The sequence below is a fragment of the Aeromonas rivuli genome (assembly GCF_020149575.1).
GTDB classification, from domain to species: Bacteria; Pseudomonadota; Gammaproteobacteria; order Enterobacterales; family Aeromonadaceae; genus Aeromonas; species Aeromonas rivuli.
On the sequence record NZ_CP079742.1, the window covers coordinates 4017501 to 4037967 of the forward strand.

Consider the following 20467-nt stretch of genomic DNA (forward strand, 5'->3'; position numbering starts at 1 on the left):
AACACATCCTTGATCTCAGTCAGGGACTTCTTACCGAGGTTGGGAGTCTTAAGCAACTCAACCTCGGTACGCTGTACCAGATCACCAATATAGTGGATAGCTTCTGCCTTCAGACAGTTCGCAGAACGAACTGTCAGCTCCAAATCATCGACAGGACGCAGCAGGATCGGATCGAACTCGGGTTTCTCTTCTTTCTTCTCGGGCACGCTGACATCGCGCAGATCCACGAAGGCTTCCAGTTGCTCAGCCAGAATAGTGGCAGAACGACGGATAGCTTCTTCAGGATCCAGAGTACCATTGGTCTCCATGTCGATGACCAGCTTGTCCAAGTCGGTACGCTGTTCCACACGTGCTGCCTCAACATTGTAGGCAATACGAACGATGGGGCTGAACGCAGAGTCCAGCAACAGGCGACCGATAGGACGCTCTTCATCATCGTTGTGAACACGAGCAGAAGCAGGCACATAACCACGACCGCGCTGAACTTTCAGGCGCATGCTGATCTCAGCGTTTGCACCAGTCAGGTGGCAGATTACGTGCTCCGGGTTAACAATCTCGACTTCATCACCGTGAGTGATATCACCTGCGGTAACGGGGCCTGTTCCAGACTTGGTCAGGGACAGAGTTACCTCGTCCTTGCCTTCCAGCTTCACAGCGATACCTTTCAGGTTGAGCAGGATTTCAAGAATGTCTTCCTGTACACCTTCTTTGCTGCTGTACTCATGCAGCACGCCGTCGATCTCGACTTCTGTGACTGCACAACCGGGCATAGATGACAGCAAAATACGACGCAGGGCATTACCCAGCGTGTGACCAAAACCACGCTCAAGTGGCTCAAGAGTCACTTTTGCGTGAGTCGGGCTAACTTGCTCGATGTCAACTAGCCGCGGCTTAAGAAAATCTGTTACAGAACCCAGCATTGTGTCCTCTCTTTAGAAGCTAGCTTTACTTGGAGTAAAGCTCGACGATCAGCTGCTCGTTAATGTCGGCAGACAGGTCAGAACGCTCTGGCAGGCGCTTGAAAGCACCTTCCATTTTAGCGGTATCAACCTCTACCCAAGTCGGCTTCTCACGCTGACCAGCAACTTCCAGGGAAGCTTTGATACGCGCTTGCTTCTTAGCCTTCTCACGAACGCAGATCACGTCCTCAGGGGAAACCTGGAAAGAAGGAATGTTAACAACGCGACCGTTTACCAGGATAGCCTTGTGGCTCACCAGCTGACGTGATTCAGCGCGGGTAGCGCCAAAGCCCATGCGATAAACGACGTTATCCAAACGACCTTCCAGCAGCTGCAACAGGTTTTCGCCGGTGTTACCTTTTTGACGGGCAGCATCACGGTAGTAGTTGCGGAACTGTTTTTCCAATACGCCGTAGATACGACGAACTTTTTGTTTCTCGCGCAGTTGCACGCCGTAGTCAGACAGACGCGCTTTACGCGCACCGTGTTGACCAGGAGCAGTGTCAATCTTGCACTTGGAATCTATCGCACGAACACCTGACTTCAGGAAGAGGTCGGTGCCCTCACGACGGCTAAGCTTAAGCTTAGGACCGATATATCTTGCCATCTTCTTTCTCCAACAATCCTAGACCAATAAGCAACAGCGTTATACGCGGCGCTTCTTGGGAGGACGACAACCGTTGTGCGGGATCGGAGTCACATCAGTAATATTAGTGATGCGGAAACCAGCCGCGTTCAGCGCGCGGATGGAGGACTCACGACCGGGACCCGGACCTTTGACCATGACTTCCAGGTTCTTCACGCCGTATTCTTTGGCGATCTCACCAGCACGCTCAGCAGCTACCTGGGCAGCAAACGGAGTGGACTTACGGGAACCACGGAAACCTGAACCACCAGAGGTAGCCCATGACAGAGCATTGCCCTGACGGTCAGTAATGGTCACGATTGTGTTGTTGAAAGATGCATGAACGTGTGCAATACCGTCGCTCACTTGCTTTTTAACGCGCTTGCGAGCACGAGTCGGAGTTTTAGCCATTTTCTACCTTCCCGTTACTTCTTGATAGCCTTGCGCGGACCCTTACGGGTACGAGCATTGGTCTTGGTACGTTGACCACGAACAGGCAGGCTACGACGGTGACGCAAACCACGGTAGCAACCCAGATCCATCAAGCGTTTGATGTTCATGGATATCTGACGACGCAAGTCACCTTCAACGGTGAATTTACCTACTTGCTCGCGCAGACTCTCGATCTGAGCTTCGTCCAAGTCTTTAATTTTCACATTCTCAGCGATACCGGCTGCGGCACAAATGGCCTTGGAGCGGGTACGACCGACGCCATAAATCGCAGTCAACGCAATGACTGCATGTTTATGGTCAGGAATGTTAATGCCAGCGATACGGGCCACTGTTCACTCCTACATAGAGTAGATAACGACCACCACAAAGCCCGTGAGCGGATACGTGGCGGTCAACCAATACACAACAAAAGTTGGCTGGCTATATTAGCCAGCACAACTGTTTGTTGCAAGTCCTAACCGTAAAAAATTAGCCTTGGCGCTGTTTATGCTTTGGCTCGCTGCAAATCACACGCACCACACCGTGACGCTTGATGATTTTGCAGTTACGGCAGATTGCCTTAACGGAAGCACGAACTTTCATTGCTTAACTCCGTAACTACGCCGACCTTTAGCGGCCGTAGCCCTTCAGGTTGGCCTTCCTCAGGACGTCGCCATATTGATGAGACATCATATGGGTTTGTACCTGAGCCATGAAGTCCATGATAACCACCACGATAATCAGCAGCGAAGTGCCGCCGAAATAGAACTGTACGTTCCAGGCAGTCATCAGGAACTGGGGTACCAGACAGATAAAGGTTATATAGAGTGCACCTGCCAATGTCAGGCGAGTCATAACCTTATCGATATAACGTGCTGTCTGCTCGCCCGGGCGGATCCCCGGGATAAAGGCTCCACTCTTCTTCAGGTTATCTGCCGTCTCGCGTGGATTGAACACCAACGCAGTATAGAAGAAACAGAAGAAGATAATGGCTGCTGCATACAGCATCTCATACAAGGGCTGACCCGGCTGCAGGACCATAGAGACCTGCTGCAGAACGTCTGCTACCTTGCCCTCGCCCTGACCAAACCAAGAGGTGATGGTCCCTGGGAAGAGGATGATACTGGATGCGAAAATCGCAGGAATCACACCGGCCATATTCACTTTCAATGGCAGGTGTGTGCTTTGCGCGGCAAATACCTGGCGGCCTTGTTGACGTTTTGCATAGTTAACGACGATACGACGCTGACCACGCTCTACGAACACCACAAAGTAAGTCACTGCGAAAACAATCAAGCCCAGCAACAACAACAGCAGGATGTGCAATTCCCCTTGACGTGCCTGTTCGGCCGTAGCACCAATGGCATGAGGCAGCCCAGCAACGATCCCGGTGAAAATAATCAACGAGATGCCGTTACCGATACCACGCTCGGTAATCTGTTCACCTAACCACATTAAAAACATGGTGCCGGTAACCAGACTCACAACCGCCGTGAAATAGAAGCCCAAACCCGGATGAGTCACGAGTCCTTGCATCATATTCGGCAGACCGGTTGCGATACCAATGGCCTGGAAGGTTCCCAAAATCAATGTACCCCAGCGGGTATACTGATTGATCTTGCGACGGCCGGATTCACCTTCTTTCTTGAGTTCAGCAAGAGCGGGATGAACCACGGTCAGTAACTGGATGATGATCGACGCCGAAATGTACGGCATGATCCCCAACGCAAGAATAGAAGCACGCGAGAGTGCACCACCACTGAACATGTTGAACATCTCAATGATGGTGCCCTTCTGTTGCTGGAACAACTCGGCCAGTACGGCGGCGTCAATACCAGGAATCGGCACATAAGAGCCTGCACGGAAAACGATAATCGCCCCGAGAACGAAGAGCAGACGGCTCTTCAGTTCACTCAGACCACCCTGCGCTTTAACATCCAATCCTGGTTTCTTAGCCATTGTACTGATTATTCCTCGATTTTACCGCCAGCGGCCTCGATGGCTGCACGTGCACCTTTGGTGACGGACACACCACGAACGGTCACAGCACGGTCAATGTTGCCAGACAGAACAATTTTAGCGAAAACGATGTTCTTAGTCAGAACGCCGGCTTGCTTCAAAGTGCTCACATCGACCACATCACCTTCTACCATGGCGATTTCGTTCAGACGCACTTCGGCAGAAACCAAAGATTTGCGAGAGAAGAAACCGAACTTCGGCAGACGGATTTTCAAAGGCATCTGGCCGCCTTCGAAACCAGCGCGGACTTTACCGCCACCGGAACGAGAGGTCTGACCTTTAACACCACGACCACCAGTCTTGCCCAGACCAGAACCAATACCACGGCCTGGACGGTGCTTGACAGACTTAGAGCCTGGGGCCGGAGACAGAGTGTTCAGACGCATGCTTAGCCCTCCACCTTAACCATGTAGTAAACCTGGTTGATCATACCACGGACGCAAGGAGTATCCTCCAGCTCAACGGTGTGACCAATGCGACGCAGACCCAGACCACGCAGAGTCGCCTTATGCTTAGGCAGACGGCCGATAGAGCTGCGCGTTTGAGTTACTTTTACAGTGTTAGCCATGTCGCATTACCCCAGAATTTCTTCAACGCGCAGACCACGCTTGGCAGCGATCTGGGCCGGGGATTGACCCTGTACCAGAGCGTCTACAGTTGCGCGAACAACGTTGATCGGGTTAGTGGAACCGTAGGTCTTTGCCAGCACGTTGTGGATACCAGCAACTTCCAGCACAGCACGCATGGCGCCGCCTGCAATGATACCAGTACCTTCAGAGGCCGGCTTCATGAACACGGTGGAACCGGAGTGAACGCCTTGCACCGGGTGGTGCAGAGTGCCATTGTTCAGTTCTACCTTGCTCAGGTTACGTTTAGCCTGTTCCATCGCTTTTTGAATAGCGGCGGGAACTTCACGGGCCTTACCGTAACCGTAACCTACACGGCCGTTACCATCACCCACCACGGTCAACGCGGTGAAGGACATGATACGACCACCTTTAACAGTTTTCGAAACACGGTTTACTGCAATCAGCTTTTCTTGCAGTTCGCCGGCTTGAGATTCGACTTTAGCCATCTTCGACTCCTAGCTTAGAACTGAAGACCAGCGTCACGAGCAGCGGTAGCCAGAGCGGCTACACGACCGTGATACTTGAAACCGGAACGATCGAAAGATACGTTCTGAATGCCTTTGGCGATAGCTCGCTCAGCGATAGCTTTACCGACTGCGGTAGCTGCATCTGCATTACCGGAGTACTTGATTGCTTCACTGATGGCTTTCTCTACTGTGGAAGCAGAGGCCAGAACTTCGGAACCGTTGGCTGCGATTACCTGCGCGTAGATATGACGCGGGGTACGGTGAACAACCAGACGGGTTGCTCCCAGTTCCTGCATCTTCTTCCGAGCACGAGTAGCACGACGGAGACGAGCTGCTTTCTTGTCCATAGTGTTACCTTACTTCTTCTTAGCTTCTTTAGTACGCACTTGCTCGTTGGCATAGCGTACACCCTTGCCCTTGTAGGGCTCCGGAGCGCGGTAAGCACGGATATCGGCGGCGACTTGGCCAACCATCTGCTTGTCTACACCACGGAGAATGATCTCAGTAGCAGTAGGACACTCAGCGGTCACACCAGCCGGCAGCGCATGCTCAACCGGGTGAGAGAAGCCCAGGGCCAGCGCGACAGCATTGCCCTTGATGGAGGCTTTATAACCTACACCAACCAGCTGCAGCTTACGCTCGAAGCCTTGGGTAACACCGATTACCATGTTGTTGACCAATGCACGTGCAGTACCAGCCTGAGCGTCGGCACCAGTGGAGCCGTCGCGCGGGGCGAACTTGAGTACATTGTCTTCTTTGGTCACTTCTACACCGGCGTGAATAGAACGAACCAGGGAACCTTTACCACCTTTGATGGACAGTTCCTGACCGTTCAGAGTCACCTCTACGCCAGCAGGAATAGTGACGGGTGCCTTAGCAACACGAGACATATCCTACCTCCTATTAAGCGACGTAGCAGATGATCTCACCGCCCATGCAAGCTTTACGAGCTGCACGGTCAGTCATCACACCTTTAGACGTGGACACGATAGCAACACCGAGACCGCCCATAACTTTCGGCAGGTCAGTAGTGCGCTTATAAATACGCAGGCCGGGACGGCTTACGCGTTGGATCAGTTCTACAACCGGTTTGCCCTGGAAATATTTCAGTTCAATTTCCAGTTCCGGTTTCACATCGCCAGCTACGGAGTAGCCAGTGATGTAACCTTCTTCTTTCAGCACGTGGGCGATAGCCACTTTCAGCTTGGAAGAAGGCATGGAAACCGCAACTTTGCTCGCCGCTTGACCGTTACGGATGCGGGTCAGCATGTCCGCGATCGGATCTTGCATGCTCATAGTCTAACTCCCGAGATTCTTACCAAGAGGCCTTTTTGAGACCTGGAATTTCGCCCTTCATGGCATGCTCACGCACCTTGATGCGAGACAGGCCAAACTTGCGCAGGAAACCGTGCGGACGACCAGTAATATTGCAACGGTTACGCTGGCGGGACGGACTGGAATCACGGGGCAGCTGTTGCAGTTGCAAGACAGCATCCCAACGCGCTTCTTCAGAAGCGTTCATATCAACGATGATAGCTTTCAGCTCGGTTCGCTTAGTGGCGAACTTGGCTACCAGCTTCGCACGCTTTGCTTCACGTGCTTTCATGGATGTTTTAGCCATAACCCTAACCTTACTTGCGGAATGGGAAGTTAAAGGCAGCCAGCAGAGCACGGCCTTCTTCATCGGTATTCGCGGAAGTGGTGATGGTGATATCCAGACCACGGACGCGATCGACTTTGTCATAGTCGATTTCCGGGAAGATGATTTGCTCACGCACGCCCATGGAGTAGTTACCACGACCATCGAACGCTTTAGCATTCAGGCCACGGAAGTCACGGATACGCGGTACGGAGATGCAGATCAGCCGTTCCAGGAACTCCCACATACGCTCGCCACGCAGGGTTACTTTACAACCTATCGGGTAGCCTTCACGAATCTTGAAGCCCGCAACAGATTTGCGAGCTTTGGTGATCAGCGGCTTCTGACCGGAAATGGCAGCCATATCGGCAGCAGCATTTTCCAGCAGTTTCTTATCAGAAATCGCCTCACCAACACCCATGTTCAGGGTGATTTTCTCGATCCGAGGGACTTGCATGATCGTCTTGTAACCGAACTGCTTTGACAGTTCTTGTGCTACATCGGATCTGTAGTAATCATGCAGTTTCGCCATCGTTAAACTCCAATTACTTCACAAGTTCGCCGGTAGACTTGAAGAAACGAACTTTTTTGCCGTCTTCAATCCGGAAACCAACACGGTCAGCCTTGCCAGTGGCAGAGTTGAACAGTGCTACATTTGAAACATCGAGGGGGGCTTCTTTGGTGACGATACCGCCAGCCTGACCCAAAGCGGGTACCGGCTTCTGGTGTTTCTTCACCTGGTTGATGCCTTCCACGAGAACCTTACCTTTAGCAATCAGAACTTGAGTGACTTTGCCACGCTTGCCCTTGTCTTTGCCGGTAAGAACTATCACTTCGTCTTCGCGACGGATTTTAGCTGCCATCGTTCGACTCCTTACAGTACTTCGGGTGCCAGGGACACAATCTTCATGAACTTCTCATTACGGAGTTCACGGGTCACCGGGCCAAAAATACGAGTACCGATTGGCTGTTGGTTGCCGTTAAGCAAAACAGCCGCATTGTTGTCGAAACGGATGACTGAGCCGTCCGGACGACGAACGCCTTTACGGGTGCGTACGACCACCGCGTTATATACATCACCTTTCTTCACTTTACCGCGAGGAATGGCTTCCTTGATGGAAACTTTGATGATGTCGCCGATGCCGGCATAACGGCGGTGCGAGCCACCCAGAACCTTAATACACATTACACTGCGAGCGCCGGAGTTGTCGGCTACACCCAGCATACTTTGCATCTGGATCATTTTAGTGCTCCGCTTTGTTTACTTCTTATCCCTTACGGGATCTGGCTGCCTTCAAAAGGCGCGAAACTATAACACAGAGAAATTGGAAAAGGTAGCCTAAAAAACAAACGGCCCCCGATGGGGGCCGTTTGGACTACAAAAGGCTGATTAAGCCTTTTCCAGGATCCCGACCAGGGTCCAAGACTTGGTCTTGGACAGCGGACGGCACTCGCGGATTTCCACGAGATCGCCAGCTTTACACTCGTTGGTCTCATCGTGTACGTGCAGCTTGGTAGTGCGCTTGATGATCTTACCGTAGATCGGGTGCTTTACCTTGCGCTCGATAGCGACGGTGATGGATTTATCCATCTTGTCGCTAATTACACGACCTTGCAGAGTACGGATTTTGTCAGTCATTACGCACCTGCCTTCTCAGTCAGTACAGTCTTGATACGTGCGACATCACGACGCACTTGCTTCAGAGTGTGAGTCTGAGCCAGTTGGCCAGTGGAAGCTTGCATGCGCATGTTGAATTGCTCACGCAGCAGACCCAGCAGCTCCTGGTTCAGTTCATCGACGCTCTTTTGACGCAGATCTTGAGCTTTCATCACATCACCGTCTTAATTACGAAAGTGGTCTGAACGGACAGCTTAGCAGCGGCCAGGGCGAATGCTTCACGGGCCAGAGCCTCGGGAACACCGTCCATCTCGTACAGAACCTTGCCAGGTTGGATCGGGCATACCCAGTATTCGACGTTACCCTTACCTTTACCCATACGAACTTCGAGGGGCTTTTCGGTAATGGGTTTGTCCGGGAACACACGGATCCAGATTTTACCCTGACGCTTGACGTGACGGGTCATGGCACGACGGGCTGCTTCGATTTGACGAGCAGTCAGTTGACCACGGGATGTCGCCTTCAGGCCAAAGGTACCGAAGGATACTTCGTTACCAGAGTTGGCCAGACCGCGGTTACGACCCTTATGGGTCTTGCGGAATTTAGTACGCTTTGGTTGCAACATTTACCGAATCTCCTTACTTACCGCGGCGTTTGTTATCGCGCTTGGGCTTCGCAGGAGCTTGCTCTTGAGCAGCGGCAGCATTAACTGCAGCCAGACCACCCAGAACTTCGCCCTTGAAGATCCAAACCTTAACGCCGATCACACCGTAGGTGGTGTGGGCTTCAGAAGTTGCGTAGTCGATGTCGGCACGCAGGGTGTGCAAAGGCACACGACCTTCACGGTACCATTCGGTACGCGCGATTTCAGCGCCGCCCAGACGACCAGACACTTCCACTTTGATGCCCTTGGCACCCAGGCGCATTGCGTTTTGTACGGCGCGCTTCATAGCACGACGGAACATTACGCGACGTTCCAGTTGGGAAGTGATGCTGTCAGCAACAAGTTTGCCATCCAGCTCCGGCTTGCGGACTTCGGAAATGTTGATCTGTGCAGGCACGCCAGCGATAGCGGCGACAGCTTTGCGCAGTTTCTCAACGTCTTCGCCTTTCTTGCCGATCACGACACCCGGACGAGCGGTGTGAATGGTCACACGGATGCTCTTGGCCGGACGCTCGATGGTGATCTTGGACAAGGAAGCGTTTTTCAGCTCCTTGGTCAGGAACTGGCGTACTTGGAAATCGCTGTACAGGTTGTCAGCGAAGTCTTTGGTGTTCGCGAACCAGGTAGAATTCCAAGGCTTGGTAATACCCAGGCGAATGCCATTAGGATGTACTTTCTGACCCATTGCTTATCTCCCAGCCTTAGCGTCGGATACCACTACAGTGATGTGAGCGGTACGCTTGAGGATACGATCCGCGCGACCTTTGGCACGAGGACGGATGCGCTTCATGGAAGGACCTTCGTCGACCATGATAGTAGCAACACGCAGGGCGTCGATATCGGCGCCTTCGTTGTGCTCAGCGTTTGCAATGGCAGATTCCAGCACCTTCTTCACCAGCACTGCAGCCTTTTTCGGGCTGAAGGTCAGGAGAGTCAGAGCCTTGTCTACGGACAGACCACGTACTTGATCGGCTACCAGACGAGCTTTCTGGGCAGAAGTACGGGCATAACGGTGTTTAGCGATAGCTTCCATCATTTATCCCTTAGCGCTTCTTAGCCTTCTTATCAGCAGCATGGCCGCGATAAGTACGAGTCGGTGCGAATTCACCCAGTTTGTGACCGATCATTTCTTCGGTAACGAAAACCGGAACGTGCTGACGACCATTATGGACAGCGATGGTCAAACCGATCATGTTCGGGATGATCATTGAGCGACGGGACCAGGTTTTAACCGGCTTTTTATCCCCGCTTTCCACCGCTTTCTCTACCTTCTTCAGCAAGTGCAGGTCAATAAATGGACCCTTCTTGAGAGAACGTGGCATGGTGATTCCTCTATGTTAACAATTACTTGTTACGACGACGTACGATGTACTTGTCGGTACGCTTGTTCTTACGGGTCTTGAAGCCCTTAGCCTTCTGGCCCCAAGGGGACACAGGCTGCATGCCCTTGTTACGACCTTCACCACCACCGTGCGGGTGATCAACCGGGTTCATCGCCATACCGCGAACGGTCGGACGAATACCACGCCAGCGGTTGGCACCGGCTTTACCCAGTTGACGCAACATGTGCTCGGAGTTACCCACTTCGCCGATGGTAGCGCGGCACTCGGACAGAACTTTACGTACTTCGCCGGAACGCAGACGCAGAGTTACATAGTTACCTTCACGAGCCAGGATCTGGATGAAAGTACCAGCGGAACGAGCCAGCTGGGCACCTTTACCAGGTTTCATCTCAACGGCGTGAACGGTAGAACCGACCGGGATGTTGCGCATCGGCAGGGAGTTACCCACCTTGATGGCAGCATCAGCACCAGAAGCGATCGGATCGCCAGCTTTCAGGCCTTTAGGGGCCAGGATGTAACGACGCTCACCGTCTGCATACAACACCAGGGCGATGTTAGCGGTACGGTTAGGATCGTATTCCAGACGCTCTACTTTGGCAGGAATGCCGTCTTTGTCGCGTTTGAAGTCGACGATACGGTAATGCTGCTTGTGACCACCACCGATATGACGGGTAGTGATACGACCGTTGTTGTTACGACCACCGGACTTGCTTTTGCTGTCCAGCAGAGCGGCGAAGGGCTTGCCCTTGTACAGCTCTTGGTTGACGATCTTAACGACGTGGCGGCGGCCCGGAGAAGTAGGCTTGCACTTAACGATTGCCATTTTTCAGAACTCCTCTTACTCGGCTGCGCCCATGAAGTCGATGTCCTGACCAGCTTTCAGGGTCACATAAGCCTTTTTCCAATCGGAACGACGGCCTACACGCGCACCTGAGCGCTTGGTCTTACCCTTCATGTTCAGGGTACGGACGGTCTCAACTTCGACCTCGAACAGTTTCGCAACTGCAGCTTTGACTTCCGCCTTGGTGGCGTCGACAGCAATTTTGAACACGATAGTGTTCTGCTTCTCGGCGACCATGGTGCTCTTTTCAGAGATATGCGGAGCCTTCAGAACTTTCAACAGACGCTCTTCGCGGATCATGCCAGCATCTCCTCGATTTGCTTAACTGCATCAGCAGTCATCAGAACCTTGTCGAAAGCGATCAAGCTGACGGGGTCGATACCGGCTACGTCACGCACATCGACCTTGTACAGGTTGCGAGCGGCGAGGAACAGGTTCTCATCGACTTCAGCAGTCACGATCAGAACGTCTTTCAGTTCCATCTCTTTCAGCTTGGCGATCAGTTCTTTGGTCTTCGGCGCTTCGATGCCGAATTTCTCGACAACGATCAGGCGCTCTTGACGTACCAGCTCGGACAGGATGCTACGGATAGCGCCGCGGTACATCTTCTTGTTTACTTTTTGGCTGTGATCTTGCGGCTTAGCAGCAAAAGTCACACCACCGGAACGCCAAATAGGCGAACGGATGGAGCCAGCACGGGCACGACCAGTACCCTTCTGACGCCACGGCTTTTTGCCGCCACCAGACACTTCAGAGCGAGTCAGCTGCGCGCGAGTACCCTGACGGGCACCTGCGGCATATGCAACGACGACCTGGTGAACCAGAGCTTCGTTGAATTCGCGCCCGAAGGTAGTCTCGGAAACTTCAAGAGCGCTCTTGGCGTCTTTCATTACCAATTCCATTACTATCTCCTCAGACGTTACGCTTTAACGGCAGGTTTGACGATCACGTTGCCGTTGGTAGCACCCGGTACTGCACCTTTGATGAGCAGCAGGTTGCGTTCAGCGTCAACACGAACCAGTTCCAGGTTCTGAGTCGTTACACGCTCAGCTCCCATGTGACCAGCCATCTTTTTGCCCTTGAATACCTTACCCGGGGATTGGTTCTGACCGATAGAACCCGGAGCGCGGTGAGACAAGGAGTTACCGTGGGTCATATCCTGGGTGCGGAAGTTCCAGCGCTTAACAGTACCGGCAAAACCTTTACCCTTGGATGTGCCAGTAACATCTACCAGCTTAACGTCAGCGAAAAGATCTACTTTCAACTCGCCGCCAACAGTGAAAGTTTCACCGTTGTTCAGACGGAATTCCCACAGACCACGACCGGCTTCTACACCAGCTTTGGCGAAGTGGCCCGCTTCCGGCTTGGTCACACGGCTGGCTTTTTTGGCGCCAGTGGTAACCTGAATAGCGTTGTAGCCATCGGTTTCTACAGATTTGACCTGAGTTACACGGTTAGCTTCAACTTCGATAACAGTCACCGGGATAGAAACGCCATCTTCAGTGAAGATGCGAGTCATACCCACTTTGCGACCTACAAGACCGATTGTCATTGTTATCAATCCTTTCCGTAATTAGCCCAGGCTGATCTGGACGTCTACACCGGCTGCCAGATCCAGACGCATCAGGGCGTCTACGGTCTTGTCAGTCGGCTCAACGATGTCTACCAGACGCTTGTGAGTGCGGATCTCGTACTGATCACGCGCATCTTTGTTGACGTGCGGGGAGATCAGGACGGTGAAGCGCTCTTTGCGAGTCGGCAGCGGGATAGGACCGCGAACCTGCGCGCCAGTGCGCTTTGCAGTTTCAACGATTTCCGCTGTGGACTGATCTATCAGACGATGATCAAAAGCCTTCAGGCGAATACGGATTCTTTGGTTCTGCATTGACAGAGCTCCAATAGATAAAAGAACATAAATCAACACCGCCCGACTGGAAATTATCCCGCCAGAGGTGTGATTTTTCACGTTTCCCCCCATATCGGGAGGACTGTAAGGCTGGCAACTCGTAAACGGGAAGCTCAGCATGCAGACATATCGTCTGGCTTACCTCATGGGTAAGCGGGGGGAATTATACGGATATTTTCAATTGGCGCAAGCTGACTCGTGCAGATAGTGCGCAATTTTTACCCGCAATGGTTCTCCCCGGAGAGCCAGACCTCCGGACAGCCGCCAATCCCATCCAGCTAACGACAGTAGCGAGGTCAGACTGCTAGACTGCGGAGCCAATTGCCCCTTCAGCTGATCATGCAAGGATCTGCAGTATGTTGAAAAATCAGAAGAGAGCCTATCAATACGGTCTGTGCGCCGTGGCACTCTGGTCCACGGTTGCCACCGCCTTCAAGCTGTCGCTGCGTTACTTCGAGCCGGTACAACTGCTACTGGTCGCCGCCCTCACCTCGACCCTGGCTCTGGGTGCCCTGGTGCTCAAACAGGGTAAGCTGCCGCTGCTGGGGCTCTATTTGCGAGAGCGCCCTCTCTATTATCTGGCGCTGGGCACTCTCAATCCTTTCCTCTATTACCTGCTGTTGTTCAAAGCCTATGACCTGCTGCCGGCGCAACAGGCGCAGACCATCAACTACACCTGGGCCATCAGCCTGAGTCTGCTGGCCGTGCCCTTCCTCGGTCAGAAACTGCGCCGCCGGGATGGGGTGGCCATACTGCTCGGCTACTTCGGCGCCCTGGTGATCGCCACCAAGGGTGATCTGCTCGGCCTGCAGTTCGACAGCCCGCTCGGCGTGGGGCTGGCACTGCTCTCTACCCTGATCTGGGCGGGCTACTGGATCCTCAACACCCGTAATCAGGGGGATCCCATCGTCAGTCTGTTGCTCGGCTTCCTGCTCAGCCTGCCGCTCATTCTGGTGGCGACCTGGTGGCTGGCCGACTTCCGCATGACCGCCTGGCAAGGCTGGGCTGGCGCCATCTATGTCGGGCTGTTCGAGATGGGCTTTGGCTTCGTACTCTGGTTGATGGCCATGCGCAGTGCCACGGACACGGCGCCGCTCAGCAATCTTATCTTCATCTCCCCCTTCGCCTCCCTGATCCTGCTCAACCTGCTGATCGGCGAGGAGATACATCCGGCCACCCCCATAGGCCTGGCTCTCATCGTCATCGCCTTGCTGGTACAGCAGCTCAAATACGGCAAACGCTACCGCCAACCAGCCGCGCCAGATGCCTGAGCAAGATCCCGGATAACAGAGAGGGGGCCATTGGCCCCCTCTCTGTCTCTAGATTCACCCCATTAGTCAACCCACTCCAGGGGCTGCTGTTTGGGCAGGCGGATCTCGACCAGCAAGCCGCCCCACATCGAGACGCCGAGCCGCAATGTGCCGTGGTGCTGCGCCACTATCTTGGCGACGATGGCGAGCCCCAGGCCACTGCCCCCTCCGGTGCGCGCCAGGCTGCCCTGAGTGAAGGGTTTGAGCACCCGCTGATAATCTCCCTCCGGGATGCCCGGGCCATCATCGGACAGCCGCAGGCGGACCCAGTGACCATCGTCCCTCAGCTCAGAATGTACCCGAGTGGCGCCATAACACTGGGCATTACCGCACAGATTATTGAGCACCCGCCGCAAGCCAAGGGGGTGGCACTCGACCAGCACGGCCTCGGTTGGCAGGGCCAGCTCCAATTCCAGTCCCTGATCCCCCTGTAGCAGCAGCACATCGTGGATCAGCTGGGTCAGGTCGGTGGTCCGGGTTTCGACCTCGCCAGCCGGTCTTATGTAGTCGATGAACTGATCGATGATGGCATTGGTTTCATCGATGTCGGCGTTGATACTCTCCTTGAGTCCCTCTTCCCGGGACGACATCATCTCGGTGGCGAGACGGATGCGGGTGAGCGGGGTGCGCAAATCGTGGGAGACGCCAGCCATCATCAGGTTACGCTCCTCGATCAGATCCTTGATGGAATGGGACATGTGGTTGAAGCTGCGGGTCAGCCGGCGCAGCTCCCGCGAGCCCTTCTCGGGCAGTGCATCGGGGAATTGTCCCCTTGCCACGGCGACAGCCCCCGCCTCCAGCGCCTCGAGCGGGTGCATCAACTGACGGGCAAAATGCCAGGCGCCAAACAGCACCACTACCAGCAATATGCTCAGATAAAGGAGCAGTGGCTGAATGTCGTCATCATCTATCTCGGTGAGCGGCACCCGCAGCCAGATCTCGCTCGCCTGGGGCGGCTGGATCCAGATGATGTAGTGATCCTGGATCTCCACCCGGACCTGGGCCGGGCCGCCCAGCTCATGACTGATCCCCTCCTCCAGATATTCATAACGCTTGGCCATCTTCAGGCCGTGCTGCTCAGCCTCGTGCTGACTGTAAATATCGATGCCCGTCGCCATGTGGACCAGGGCCTCAGCTTCATCGGGCAGGGTACCGTCCAGTTCGGCGGGGAAGATGAGCTTGACCTGATTGGCCAGCAGGTGACTGATCTGCTTGACCGTGGGCTCCAGCAGATAGTTGTAGAAGGCGGCATAGGAGACCAGCTGATAGACCAACAGCACCGAGCCCAGAAACCAGAGGGTACGGGAGAACATGCTGGTCGTGCGCCTCATCGGCTCTCTCCGTCCGGTACAAACACATAGCCCAGACCCCAGACGGTCTGCAGATACCTGGGTTGGGCCGGATCCTGCTCCAGCAAGCGACGCAGGCGCGACACCTGCACATCGATGCTGCGCTCGGTGGCGGTATATTCCCGGCCACGGGCCAGATTCATCAACTTGTCACGGGATAGCGGCTCACGGGGATGACTGACCAGCACCTTGAGCACGGCGAACTCGCCGCTGGTCAGGGAGAGGGGCTCATGGTCCCGGGTCAGCTCCCGGGTCGCGAGATCGAGGCGGTAGGCACCAAAGCTGACGACCTTCTCGGTGGCGGAGGGGGCACCTGGCAGCTCCACCTGATGGCGGCGCAGCACGGCACGGATCCGGGCCAGCAATTCCCGCGGGTTGAACGGCTTGGGCAGATAGTCATCGGCGCCCATCTCCAGGCCGACGATGCGATCGACCTCGTCCCCCTTGGCGGTGAGCATCAACACCGGGATCTGGTTGCCCGCTTCGCGCAGACGGCGACAGATGGAGAGGCCATCTTCCCCGGGCAGCATGAGATCGAGCACCATCAGGCTGAAGTTCTCCCGCGCCAGCAGGCGATCGGCCTGCTCACCATTGGCGACGCCGCGCACCCCGAACCCCTGTTCGCTCAGATAACGCTCCAGCAGGGCCCGCAGCTTGAGGTCATCATCGACCACCAACACCTTGTATTGCTGACTCATTTTGCCTCTCCTTACCCATGAGGGGTCATCCTAGGCGCTTGCCCTGCCCCGGCCAAGACGAAAAGTGTTACCGGTTATTGCTTGGGAGCGTTGCCCGCGCCTCGAAGGGGCTGTAACGGATTTCGTTGATATACCAGAACTGCAAGCCGGACGGCGTGCTCACCTCCACCTCGTCATCGACCTGTTTCTTGAGCAGGGCACGCGCCAGGGGGGAGTCCACGCTGAGTTTGCCTTCAGAGAGGTTGAACTCGTCGGGCCCCACCAATCGATAGCGCACCCGCTGACCGGCTTCATCTTCCAGCTCAACCCAGGCGCCAAAGAAGACCCGCCCCTGCTGCTGGGGGCTGGGATCCACTATGGTGAGGGCATCGAGCCGCTTGCCAAGAAAGCGCAGCCGCCGGTCTATTTCCCGCAGTCGCTTCTTGCCATAGATGTACTCGGCATTCTCGGATCGGTCGCCGAGGGCCGCGGCCTCAGACACCGCCTGCGTCACCCTGGGCCGCTCCTCCTTCCAGAGGGTCTTGAATTCCCGATCCAGTTCGAGCCACCCTTCACGGGTGATATAATCGCTTTTTTTCATCTTTACATGTCCTTGCCACTTGGGTTCTATTCTAACCCCGCGTGGGGTGGGCCCGCGAGCCGCCAGCCAGTGACCATGGAGACCCAGAGCACAGATGCAAACCATAGAACGACAGATAGCCAGCGAGCTGAATGCCCGCCCACAGCAGGTACAAGCCGCCATCCGCCTGCTGGACGAAGGGGCCACCGTGCCCTTCATCGCCCGCTACCGCAAGGAGGTCACCGAAGGGCTGGATGACAGCCAGCTACGCACCCTGGAAACCCGGCTCGGTTATCTGCGCGAACTGGAAGATAGGCGCCAGGTGATCCTCAACTCCGTCAAGGAGCAGGGCAAGCTGACCCCGGAACTGGCCCGTGCTTTGGGCGAGGCCGATACCAAGACCCGCCTCGAAGATCTCTACCTGCCCTACAAACCCAAACGCCGCACCAAGGGGCAGATGGCCATAGAGGCTGGGCTGGAACCCCTGGCCGATCGCCTGTTCGCCAATCCCAATCTGGATCCCGAGCGAGAGGCCGCCGCCTTTATCAATATCGAGGCTGGCATAGCCGATACCAAGGCGTCCCTCGACGGTGCCCGCTACATCTTGATGGAGCGCTTCGCGGAGCAAGCCCCCCTGCTCGCCCGGCTGCGCGATTATCTGTGGCACAACGCCACCCTGCGCGCCCGGCTGGTCGAGGGCAAGGAGCAGGAGGGAGCCAAGTTCAAGGACTACTTCGAACATGACGAACCGCTACACAAGGCCCCCTCCCATCGGGTGCTGGCCATGTTGCGTGGCCGCAACGAAGGGATGCTCAATCTGGCGCTGATAGTGGGTGAGGATGAGGCCAGCCACCCCTGCGAGGGCATCATCGCCCAGCAGGTTGGCGTCAAGGCCCAGGGCCGTCCCGCCGACAAGTGGCTGCAAGGGGTGGTGAGCTGGACCTGGCGCATCAAACTCTCCTTGCAGATGGAGACCGAGCTCATCGGCCAAGTCCGCGAACAGGCCGAAGAAGAGGCGATCAAGGTGTTCGCCATGAATCTCCAGGATCTGCTGATGGCGGCGCCGGCCGGCATGCGTTGCACCATGGGGCTGGATCCCGGCATCCGCACCGGGGTCAAGGTGGCAGTGGTCGACGCCACCGGCAAGCTGGTCGATAGCGCTACCATCTATCCCTTCGAGCCGAGAAAGCAGGTGGAACAGAGCCTGACCACCCTGCGCGATCTCTGCGTCAAGCATAAGGTAGAGCTGGTCAGTATCGGCAATGGCACCGCCTCCCGCGAGACGGATCGCCTGACGGCTGAACTGTTCAAACGCTACCCGGAGGCCCGTGCTCAGCAGATCGTGGTCAGCGAGGCGGGTGCCTCCGTCTACTCCGCCTCCGAGCTCGCCTCCCAGGAGTTTCCGGGTCTTGATGTCTCCATCCGCGGCGCCGTCTCCATCGCCCGCCGCCTGCAAGATCCCCTGGCCGAGCTGGTCAAGATAGATCCCAAGAGCATAGGGGTGGGCCAGTATCAGCATGATGTCGGTCAGAGCCAGCTGGCCCGCAAGCTCGATGCCGTGGTGGAAGATTGCGTGAATGCGGTCGGTGTGGATGTGAATACCGCCTCGGTACCGTTGCTGACCCGGGTCTCCGGCCTCTCCCAGACCCTGGCCCAGAACATAGTGGCTTACCGTGATGAACATGGCGCCTTCAAGAGCCGCCAGCAGTTGCTCAAGGTGAGTCGACTCGGCCCCAAGGCGTTCGAGCAGTGTGCCGGTTTCCTGCGCATTCGTGGCGGCACTCATCCCCTCGATGGCTCGGCGGTGCATCCCGAGTCTTACCCTGTGGTGGAACGGATCCTGGCGCAGCTCCAGCAGGCGGTAGACGACCTGCTCGGCAACGGCCCCCTGCTACGTAGCCTCAAGCCAGCCGACTATGTCGATGACAAATTCGGGGTGCCGACTGTCACCGATATCATTGGCGAGCTGGACAAGCCGGGCCGGGATCCCCGTCCCGAGTTCAAGACCGCTACCTTCAAGGAGGGGGTGGAGAAGATAAGCGACCTGCAACCCGAGATGGTGCTGGAAGGGGTGGTCACCAACGTCACCAACTTCGGCGCCTTCGTCGACATAGGGGTCCATCAGGATGGCCTGGTGCATATCAGCTCCCTGACCGATCGCTTCATCAAGGATCCCCGCGAGGTGGTCAAGACAGGGGACGTGGTCAGGGTCAAGGTGCTGGAGGTGGATGCCCCCCGCAAACGCATCAGCCTGACCATGCGCCTGGATCAGCAGGCCGGCGATCAGGGGGGACGCAAGCCCAGAGCAGAGACAAACGACCGGGCGGCGCCCCGGGGGCAAGCTGCCAAACCGGCTCGCCCCCCACAGCCAGGCAGCAAACCGGCCGAGAATGCCGCCTTCGGCAACGCCTTTGCGGCCGCGTTTGCGAAGGCTAAAAAATAGCGCCTCAAATGCCCGGATAAACAAGAAGCCCCGCGAGGGGCTTCTTGTTGTAGGGGATCTCCCCTTCTCTGCCGCTATCCCGTGCAGAGCATCAGGCTCAAGGAGCCCTGTCATGGCAACGGCGGTTCAGATTTTCAGATCGAATTGCTGGGGCGTGGCGGGTCGGCTGGCAGTGCGATAGCGCTGGGCGATGGCCTGGCTGCGTATCTCCATGTAGGCATTCAACACCCCGCCTTGCATGCCGGGATGAGCATATTGGCCAACCCGGGTTGATAGCCCACCACCGAACACCAACGCCGAGGCGACCCCGTGGCTGCCCCTCTGATCCCCTGCCCGCTCGGCATCTTGATGACTCTCCCGATGCGTCCCTTGCTGGCTGCCCTGGCCGTCCTGATGCCCACGCTCATCGACCCGCTGAGGTAGCGAATGAGGAGCCGAGGAGAGGGTGCCCGCCCCCTCCCGCATCGCACCGTCACGGAGCAACCCCTGGCGGAGGGTCTGCCTCTCCTGATCCTGCTGACTGGCCGATTTCTGGCTGCCGCTCGCGGCAGCACCCTGGGGGGGCTGGGGGATCAGTTCGGCGCGGCGATTGTCGGTGCGCGCCGCTTCCGTCTGAGGTTGCAGCGCGTTGGGCAGGCTGGGGGGAAGCGTGACGTTGAGGCTCATGATAGTGCTCGGCCGCCCCAAGGGTGGCCAAGCAGGCCTCTTAGACCCGAATGTCGATCAGACTGCCGAGCATGTCACTGGCCGTCTGGATCACCCTGGCCGAGGCACCGGCCTGCAGCTCACCGAGCTTGAGGTTGATCAGCTCGTCGGTGAGCGCCACCGGGGCCGCCTCGGGTTCAGGTCGCGCCACATTGACGCTGGCAATGGCCTCGCTTGCCTGGTCAACCCTCTGCTCGGCCCGCTGATATCCCTGCAGGCCAGTGGTAAAGGCGGAATCAATTTGCATGGTGCTATCTCCCT

General features: G+C 56.1%; 34 protein-coding genes (1 of these 34 running past the window's edge). 2 read left to right on the forward strand and 32 right to left on the reverse strand.

Going from position 1 to position 20467, the window contains the following annotated elements; all coding sequences use genetic code 11:
* The 27 genes from KYK33_RS18455 to rpsJ form a co-directional block, all read right to left on the reverse strand.
* Positions 1-920, reverse strand: the 5' portion of a protein-coding gene (locus KYK33_RS18455; RefSeq protein WP_005307997.1) for a DNA-directed RNA polymerase subunit alpha. Its footprint begins 70 nt before the window's first position; the window shows 920 of its 990 coding nt (coding positions 1-920); the start codon lies at positions 918-920; the stop codon falls past the left edge of the window.
* A gap of 25 nt (positions 921-945) precedes the next feature.
* Positions 946-1566, reverse strand: a complete 621-nt coding sequence (rpsD, locus tag KYK33_RS18460; protein WP_005890929.1) for a 30S ribosomal protein S4 — start codon at positions 1564-1566, stop codon at positions 946-948.
* 39 nt (positions 1567-1605) lie between these two features.
* On the reverse strand, positions 1606-1995 hold the full coding sequence (gene rpsK, locus KYK33_RS18465) for a 30S ribosomal protein S11 (RefSeq protein ID WP_005319702.1): 390 nt from the start codon (positions 1993-1995) through the stop codon (positions 1606-1608).
* A gap of 14 nt (positions 1996-2009) precedes the next feature.
* Positions 2010-2366 carry a 30S ribosomal protein S13 gene (gene rpsM, locus KYK33_RS18470; RefSeq protein WP_005307991.1) on the reverse strand — a complete coding sequence of 119 codons (357 nt, stop codon included), beginning with the start codon at positions 2364-2366 and terminating at the stop codon, positions 2010-2012.
* A gap of 139 nt (positions 2367-2505) precedes the next feature.
* Positions 2506-2619, reverse strand: a complete 114-nt coding sequence (rpmJ, locus tag KYK33_RS18475) for a 50S ribosomal protein L36 (protein WP_005319705.1) — start codon at positions 2617-2619, stop codon at positions 2506-2508.
* Between the two features lie 27 nt (positions 2620-2646).
* Positions 2647-3975 (reverse strand): preprotein translocase subunit SecY, encoded by a 1329-nt coding sequence (gene secY / locus KYK33_RS18480; RefSeq protein WP_005890927.1) that lies wholly within the window; start codon positions 3973-3975, stop codon positions 2647-2649.
* 8 nt (positions 3976-3983) lie between these two features.
* Positions 3984-4421 carry a 50S ribosomal protein L15 gene (gene rplO, locus KYK33_RS18485; protein WP_005890925.1) on the reverse strand — a complete coding sequence of 146 codons (438 nt, stop codon included), beginning with the start codon at positions 4419-4421 and terminating at the stop codon, positions 3984-3986.
* A 2-nt stretch (positions 4422-4423) separates the two neighbouring features.
* Positions 4424-4603, reverse strand: coding sequence for a 50S ribosomal protein L30 (gene rpmD / locus KYK33_RS18490; protein ID WP_005307985.1), 180 nt, complete (start codon positions 4601-4603; stop codon positions 4424-4426).
* A gap of 6 nt (positions 4604-4609) precedes the next feature.
* Positions 4610-5110, reverse strand: a complete 501-nt coding sequence (gene rpsE / locus KYK33_RS18495; RefSeq protein WP_005890922.1) for a 30S ribosomal protein S5 — start codon at positions 5108-5110, stop codon at positions 4610-4612.
* A gap of 14 nt (positions 5111-5124) precedes the next feature.
* On the reverse strand, positions 5125-5478 hold the full coding sequence (rplR, locus tag KYK33_RS18500) for a 50S ribosomal protein L18 (protein ID WP_005890919.1): 354 nt from the start codon (positions 5476-5478) through the stop codon (positions 5125-5127).
* Between the two features lie 9 nt (positions 5479-5487).
* Positions 5488-6021 carry a 50S ribosomal protein L6 gene (gene rplF / locus KYK33_RS18505; RefSeq protein WP_005890917.1) on the reverse strand — a complete coding sequence of 178 codons (534 nt, stop codon included), beginning with the start codon at positions 6019-6021 and terminating at the stop codon, positions 5488-5490.
* 13 nt (positions 6022-6034) lie between these two features.
* Positions 6035-6427 carry a 30S ribosomal protein S8 gene (rpsH, locus tag KYK33_RS18510; protein WP_005890915.1) on the reverse strand — a complete coding sequence of 131 codons (393 nt, stop codon included), beginning with the start codon at positions 6425-6427 and terminating at the stop codon, positions 6035-6037.
* A 19-nt stretch (positions 6428-6446) separates the two neighbouring features.
* Entirely contained in the window at positions 6447-6752 is a 306-nt protein-coding gene (rpsN, locus tag KYK33_RS18515; protein ID WP_005319722.1) for a 30S ribosomal protein S14, read from the reverse strand.
* A gap of 10 nt (positions 6753-6762) precedes the next feature.
* Positions 6763-7302, reverse strand: a complete 540-nt coding sequence (gene rplE, locus KYK33_RS18520) for a 50S ribosomal protein L5 (protein WP_005890912.1) — start codon at positions 7300-7302, stop codon at positions 6763-6765.
* 13 nt (positions 7303-7315) lie between these two features.
* On the reverse strand, positions 7316-7633 hold the full coding sequence (gene rplX / locus KYK33_RS18525; protein ID WP_005890910.1) for a 50S ribosomal protein L24: 318 nt from the start codon (positions 7631-7633) through the stop codon (positions 7316-7318).
* 11 nt (positions 7634-7644) lie between these two features.
* Positions 7645-8013 carry a 50S ribosomal protein L14 gene (gene rplN, locus KYK33_RS18530; RefSeq protein ID WP_005890908.1) on the reverse strand — a complete coding sequence of 123 codons (369 nt, stop codon included), beginning with the start codon at positions 8011-8013 and terminating at the stop codon, positions 7645-7647.
* Positions 8014-8160: 147 nt separating this feature from the next.
* Positions 8161-8409, reverse strand: coding sequence for a 30S ribosomal protein S17 (gene rpsQ / locus KYK33_RS18535; RefSeq protein WP_005890905.1), 249 nt, complete (start codon positions 8407-8409; stop codon positions 8161-8163).
* On the reverse strand, positions 8409-8600 hold the full coding sequence (gene rpmC, locus KYK33_RS18540) for a 50S ribosomal protein L29 (RefSeq protein ID WP_005319733.1): 192 nt from the start codon (positions 8598-8600) through the stop codon (positions 8409-8411). The genes rpsQ and rpmC overlap by 1 nt, the downstream gene beginning before the upstream one ends.
* Complete coding sequence (gene rplP / locus KYK33_RS18545) at positions 8600-9013, reverse strand: 50S ribosomal protein L16 (RefSeq protein ID WP_005307963.1); 414 nt, start codon at positions 9011-9013, stop codon at positions 8600-8602. The genes rpmC and rplP overlap by 1 nt, the downstream gene beginning before the upstream one ends.
* A 13-nt stretch (positions 9014-9026) precedes the next feature.
* Entirely contained in the window at positions 9027-9737 is a 711-nt protein-coding gene (gene rpsC / locus KYK33_RS18550; RefSeq protein WP_005890900.1) for a 30S ribosomal protein S3, read from the reverse strand.
* A 3-nt stretch (positions 9738-9740) separates the two neighbouring features.
* Entirely contained in the window at positions 9741-10085 is a 345-nt protein-coding gene (gene rplV, locus KYK33_RS18555; protein WP_005890899.1) for a 50S ribosomal protein L22, read from the reverse strand.
* 10 nt (positions 10086-10095) lie between these two features.
* Positions 10096-10374: a 30S ribosomal protein S19 gene (gene rpsS / locus KYK33_RS18560; protein WP_005307960.1), complete on the reverse strand. Its 279-nt coding sequence runs from the start codon at positions 10372-10374 to the stop codon at positions 10096-10098.
* A 22-nt stretch (positions 10375-10396) separates the two neighbouring features.
* Positions 10397-11218 (reverse strand): 50S ribosomal protein L2, encoded by an 822-nt coding sequence (gene rplB, locus KYK33_RS18565; RefSeq protein WP_042042663.1) that lies wholly within the window; start codon positions 11216-11218, stop codon positions 10397-10399.
* A gap of 15 nt (positions 11219-11233) precedes the next feature.
* Positions 11234-11536, reverse strand: coding sequence for a 50S ribosomal protein L23 (rplW, locus tag KYK33_RS18570; RefSeq protein WP_005319747.1), 303 nt, complete (start codon positions 11534-11536; stop codon positions 11234-11236).
* Positions 11533-12138: a 50S ribosomal protein L4 gene (rplD, locus tag KYK33_RS18575; RefSeq protein WP_005890881.1), complete on the reverse strand. Its 606-nt coding sequence runs from the start codon at positions 12136-12138 to the stop codon at positions 11533-11535. Before rplD ends, rplW begins: the two co-directional genes overlap by 4 nt.
* Before the next feature lie 17 nt (positions 12139-12155).
* Positions 12156-12788: a 50S ribosomal protein L3 gene (rplC, locus tag KYK33_RS18580; RefSeq protein ID WP_042042661.1), complete on the reverse strand. Its 633-nt coding sequence runs from the start codon at positions 12786-12788 to the stop codon at positions 12156-12158.
* Between the two features lie 21 nt (positions 12789-12809).
* Entirely contained in the window at positions 12810-13121 is a 312-nt protein-coding gene (gene rpsJ, locus KYK33_RS18585) for a 30S ribosomal protein S10 (RefSeq protein ID WP_005307944.1), read from the reverse strand.
* A 377-nt stretch (positions 13122-13498) separates the two neighbouring features.
* On the opposite strand from rpsJ, the gene KYK33_RS18590 reads away from it, so the two are divergent.
* Positions 13499-14413, forward strand: coding sequence for a DMT family transporter (locus KYK33_RS18590; protein ID WP_224431458.1), 915 nt, complete (start codon positions 13499-13501; stop codon positions 14411-14413).
* A gap of 62 nt (positions 14414-14475) precedes the next feature.
* On the opposite strand, the gene envZ is transcribed toward KYK33_RS18590, so the two are convergent.
* From envZ to greB, 3 genes are all read right to left on the reverse strand, one after another.
* Complete coding sequence (gene envZ, locus KYK33_RS18595; RefSeq protein ID WP_224431459.1) at positions 14476-15783, reverse strand: two-component system sensor histidine kinase EnvZ; 1308 nt, start codon at positions 15781-15783, stop codon at positions 14476-14478.
* Positions 15780-16499, reverse strand: coding sequence for an osmolarity response regulator transcription factor OmpR (gene ompR, locus KYK33_RS18600; RefSeq protein WP_005890831.1), 720 nt, complete (start codon positions 16497-16499; stop codon positions 15780-15782). Before ompR ends, envZ begins: the two co-directional genes overlap by 4 nt.
* A gap of 67 nt (positions 16500-16566) precedes the next feature.
* Complete coding sequence (greB, locus tag KYK33_RS18605) at positions 16567-17079, reverse strand: transcription elongation factor GreB (protein ID WP_042042658.1); 513 nt, start codon at positions 17077-17079, stop codon at positions 16567-16569.
* A 94-nt stretch (positions 17080-17173) separates the two neighbouring features.
* On the opposite strand from greB, the gene KYK33_RS18610 reads away from it, so the two are divergent.
* The gene (locus KYK33_RS18610; protein ID WP_224431460.1) at positions 17174-19501 is read left to right on the forward strand and encodes a Tex family protein; all 2328 of its coding nucleotides are present in this window, start codon (positions 17174-17176) and stop codon (positions 19499-19501) included.
* A 126-nt stretch (positions 19502-19627) separates the two neighbouring features.
* Here KYK33_RS18610 and KYK33_RS18615 read toward each other — a convergent pair whose 3' ends face one another.
* Together KYK33_RS18615 and KYK33_RS18620 are read right to left on the reverse strand one after the other, a co-directional pair.
* Positions 19628-20167 (reverse strand): hypothetical protein, encoded by a 540-nt coding sequence (locus KYK33_RS18615; RefSeq protein ID WP_224431461.1) that lies wholly within the window; start codon positions 20165-20167, stop codon positions 19628-19630.
* Positions 20168-20207: 40 nt separating this feature from the next.
* Entirely contained in the window at positions 20208-20453 is a 246-nt protein-coding gene (locus KYK33_RS18620; protein ID WP_224431462.1) for a flagellar biosynthesis protein FlgE, read from the reverse strand.
* Positions 20454-20467: the final 14 nt, after the last annotated feature.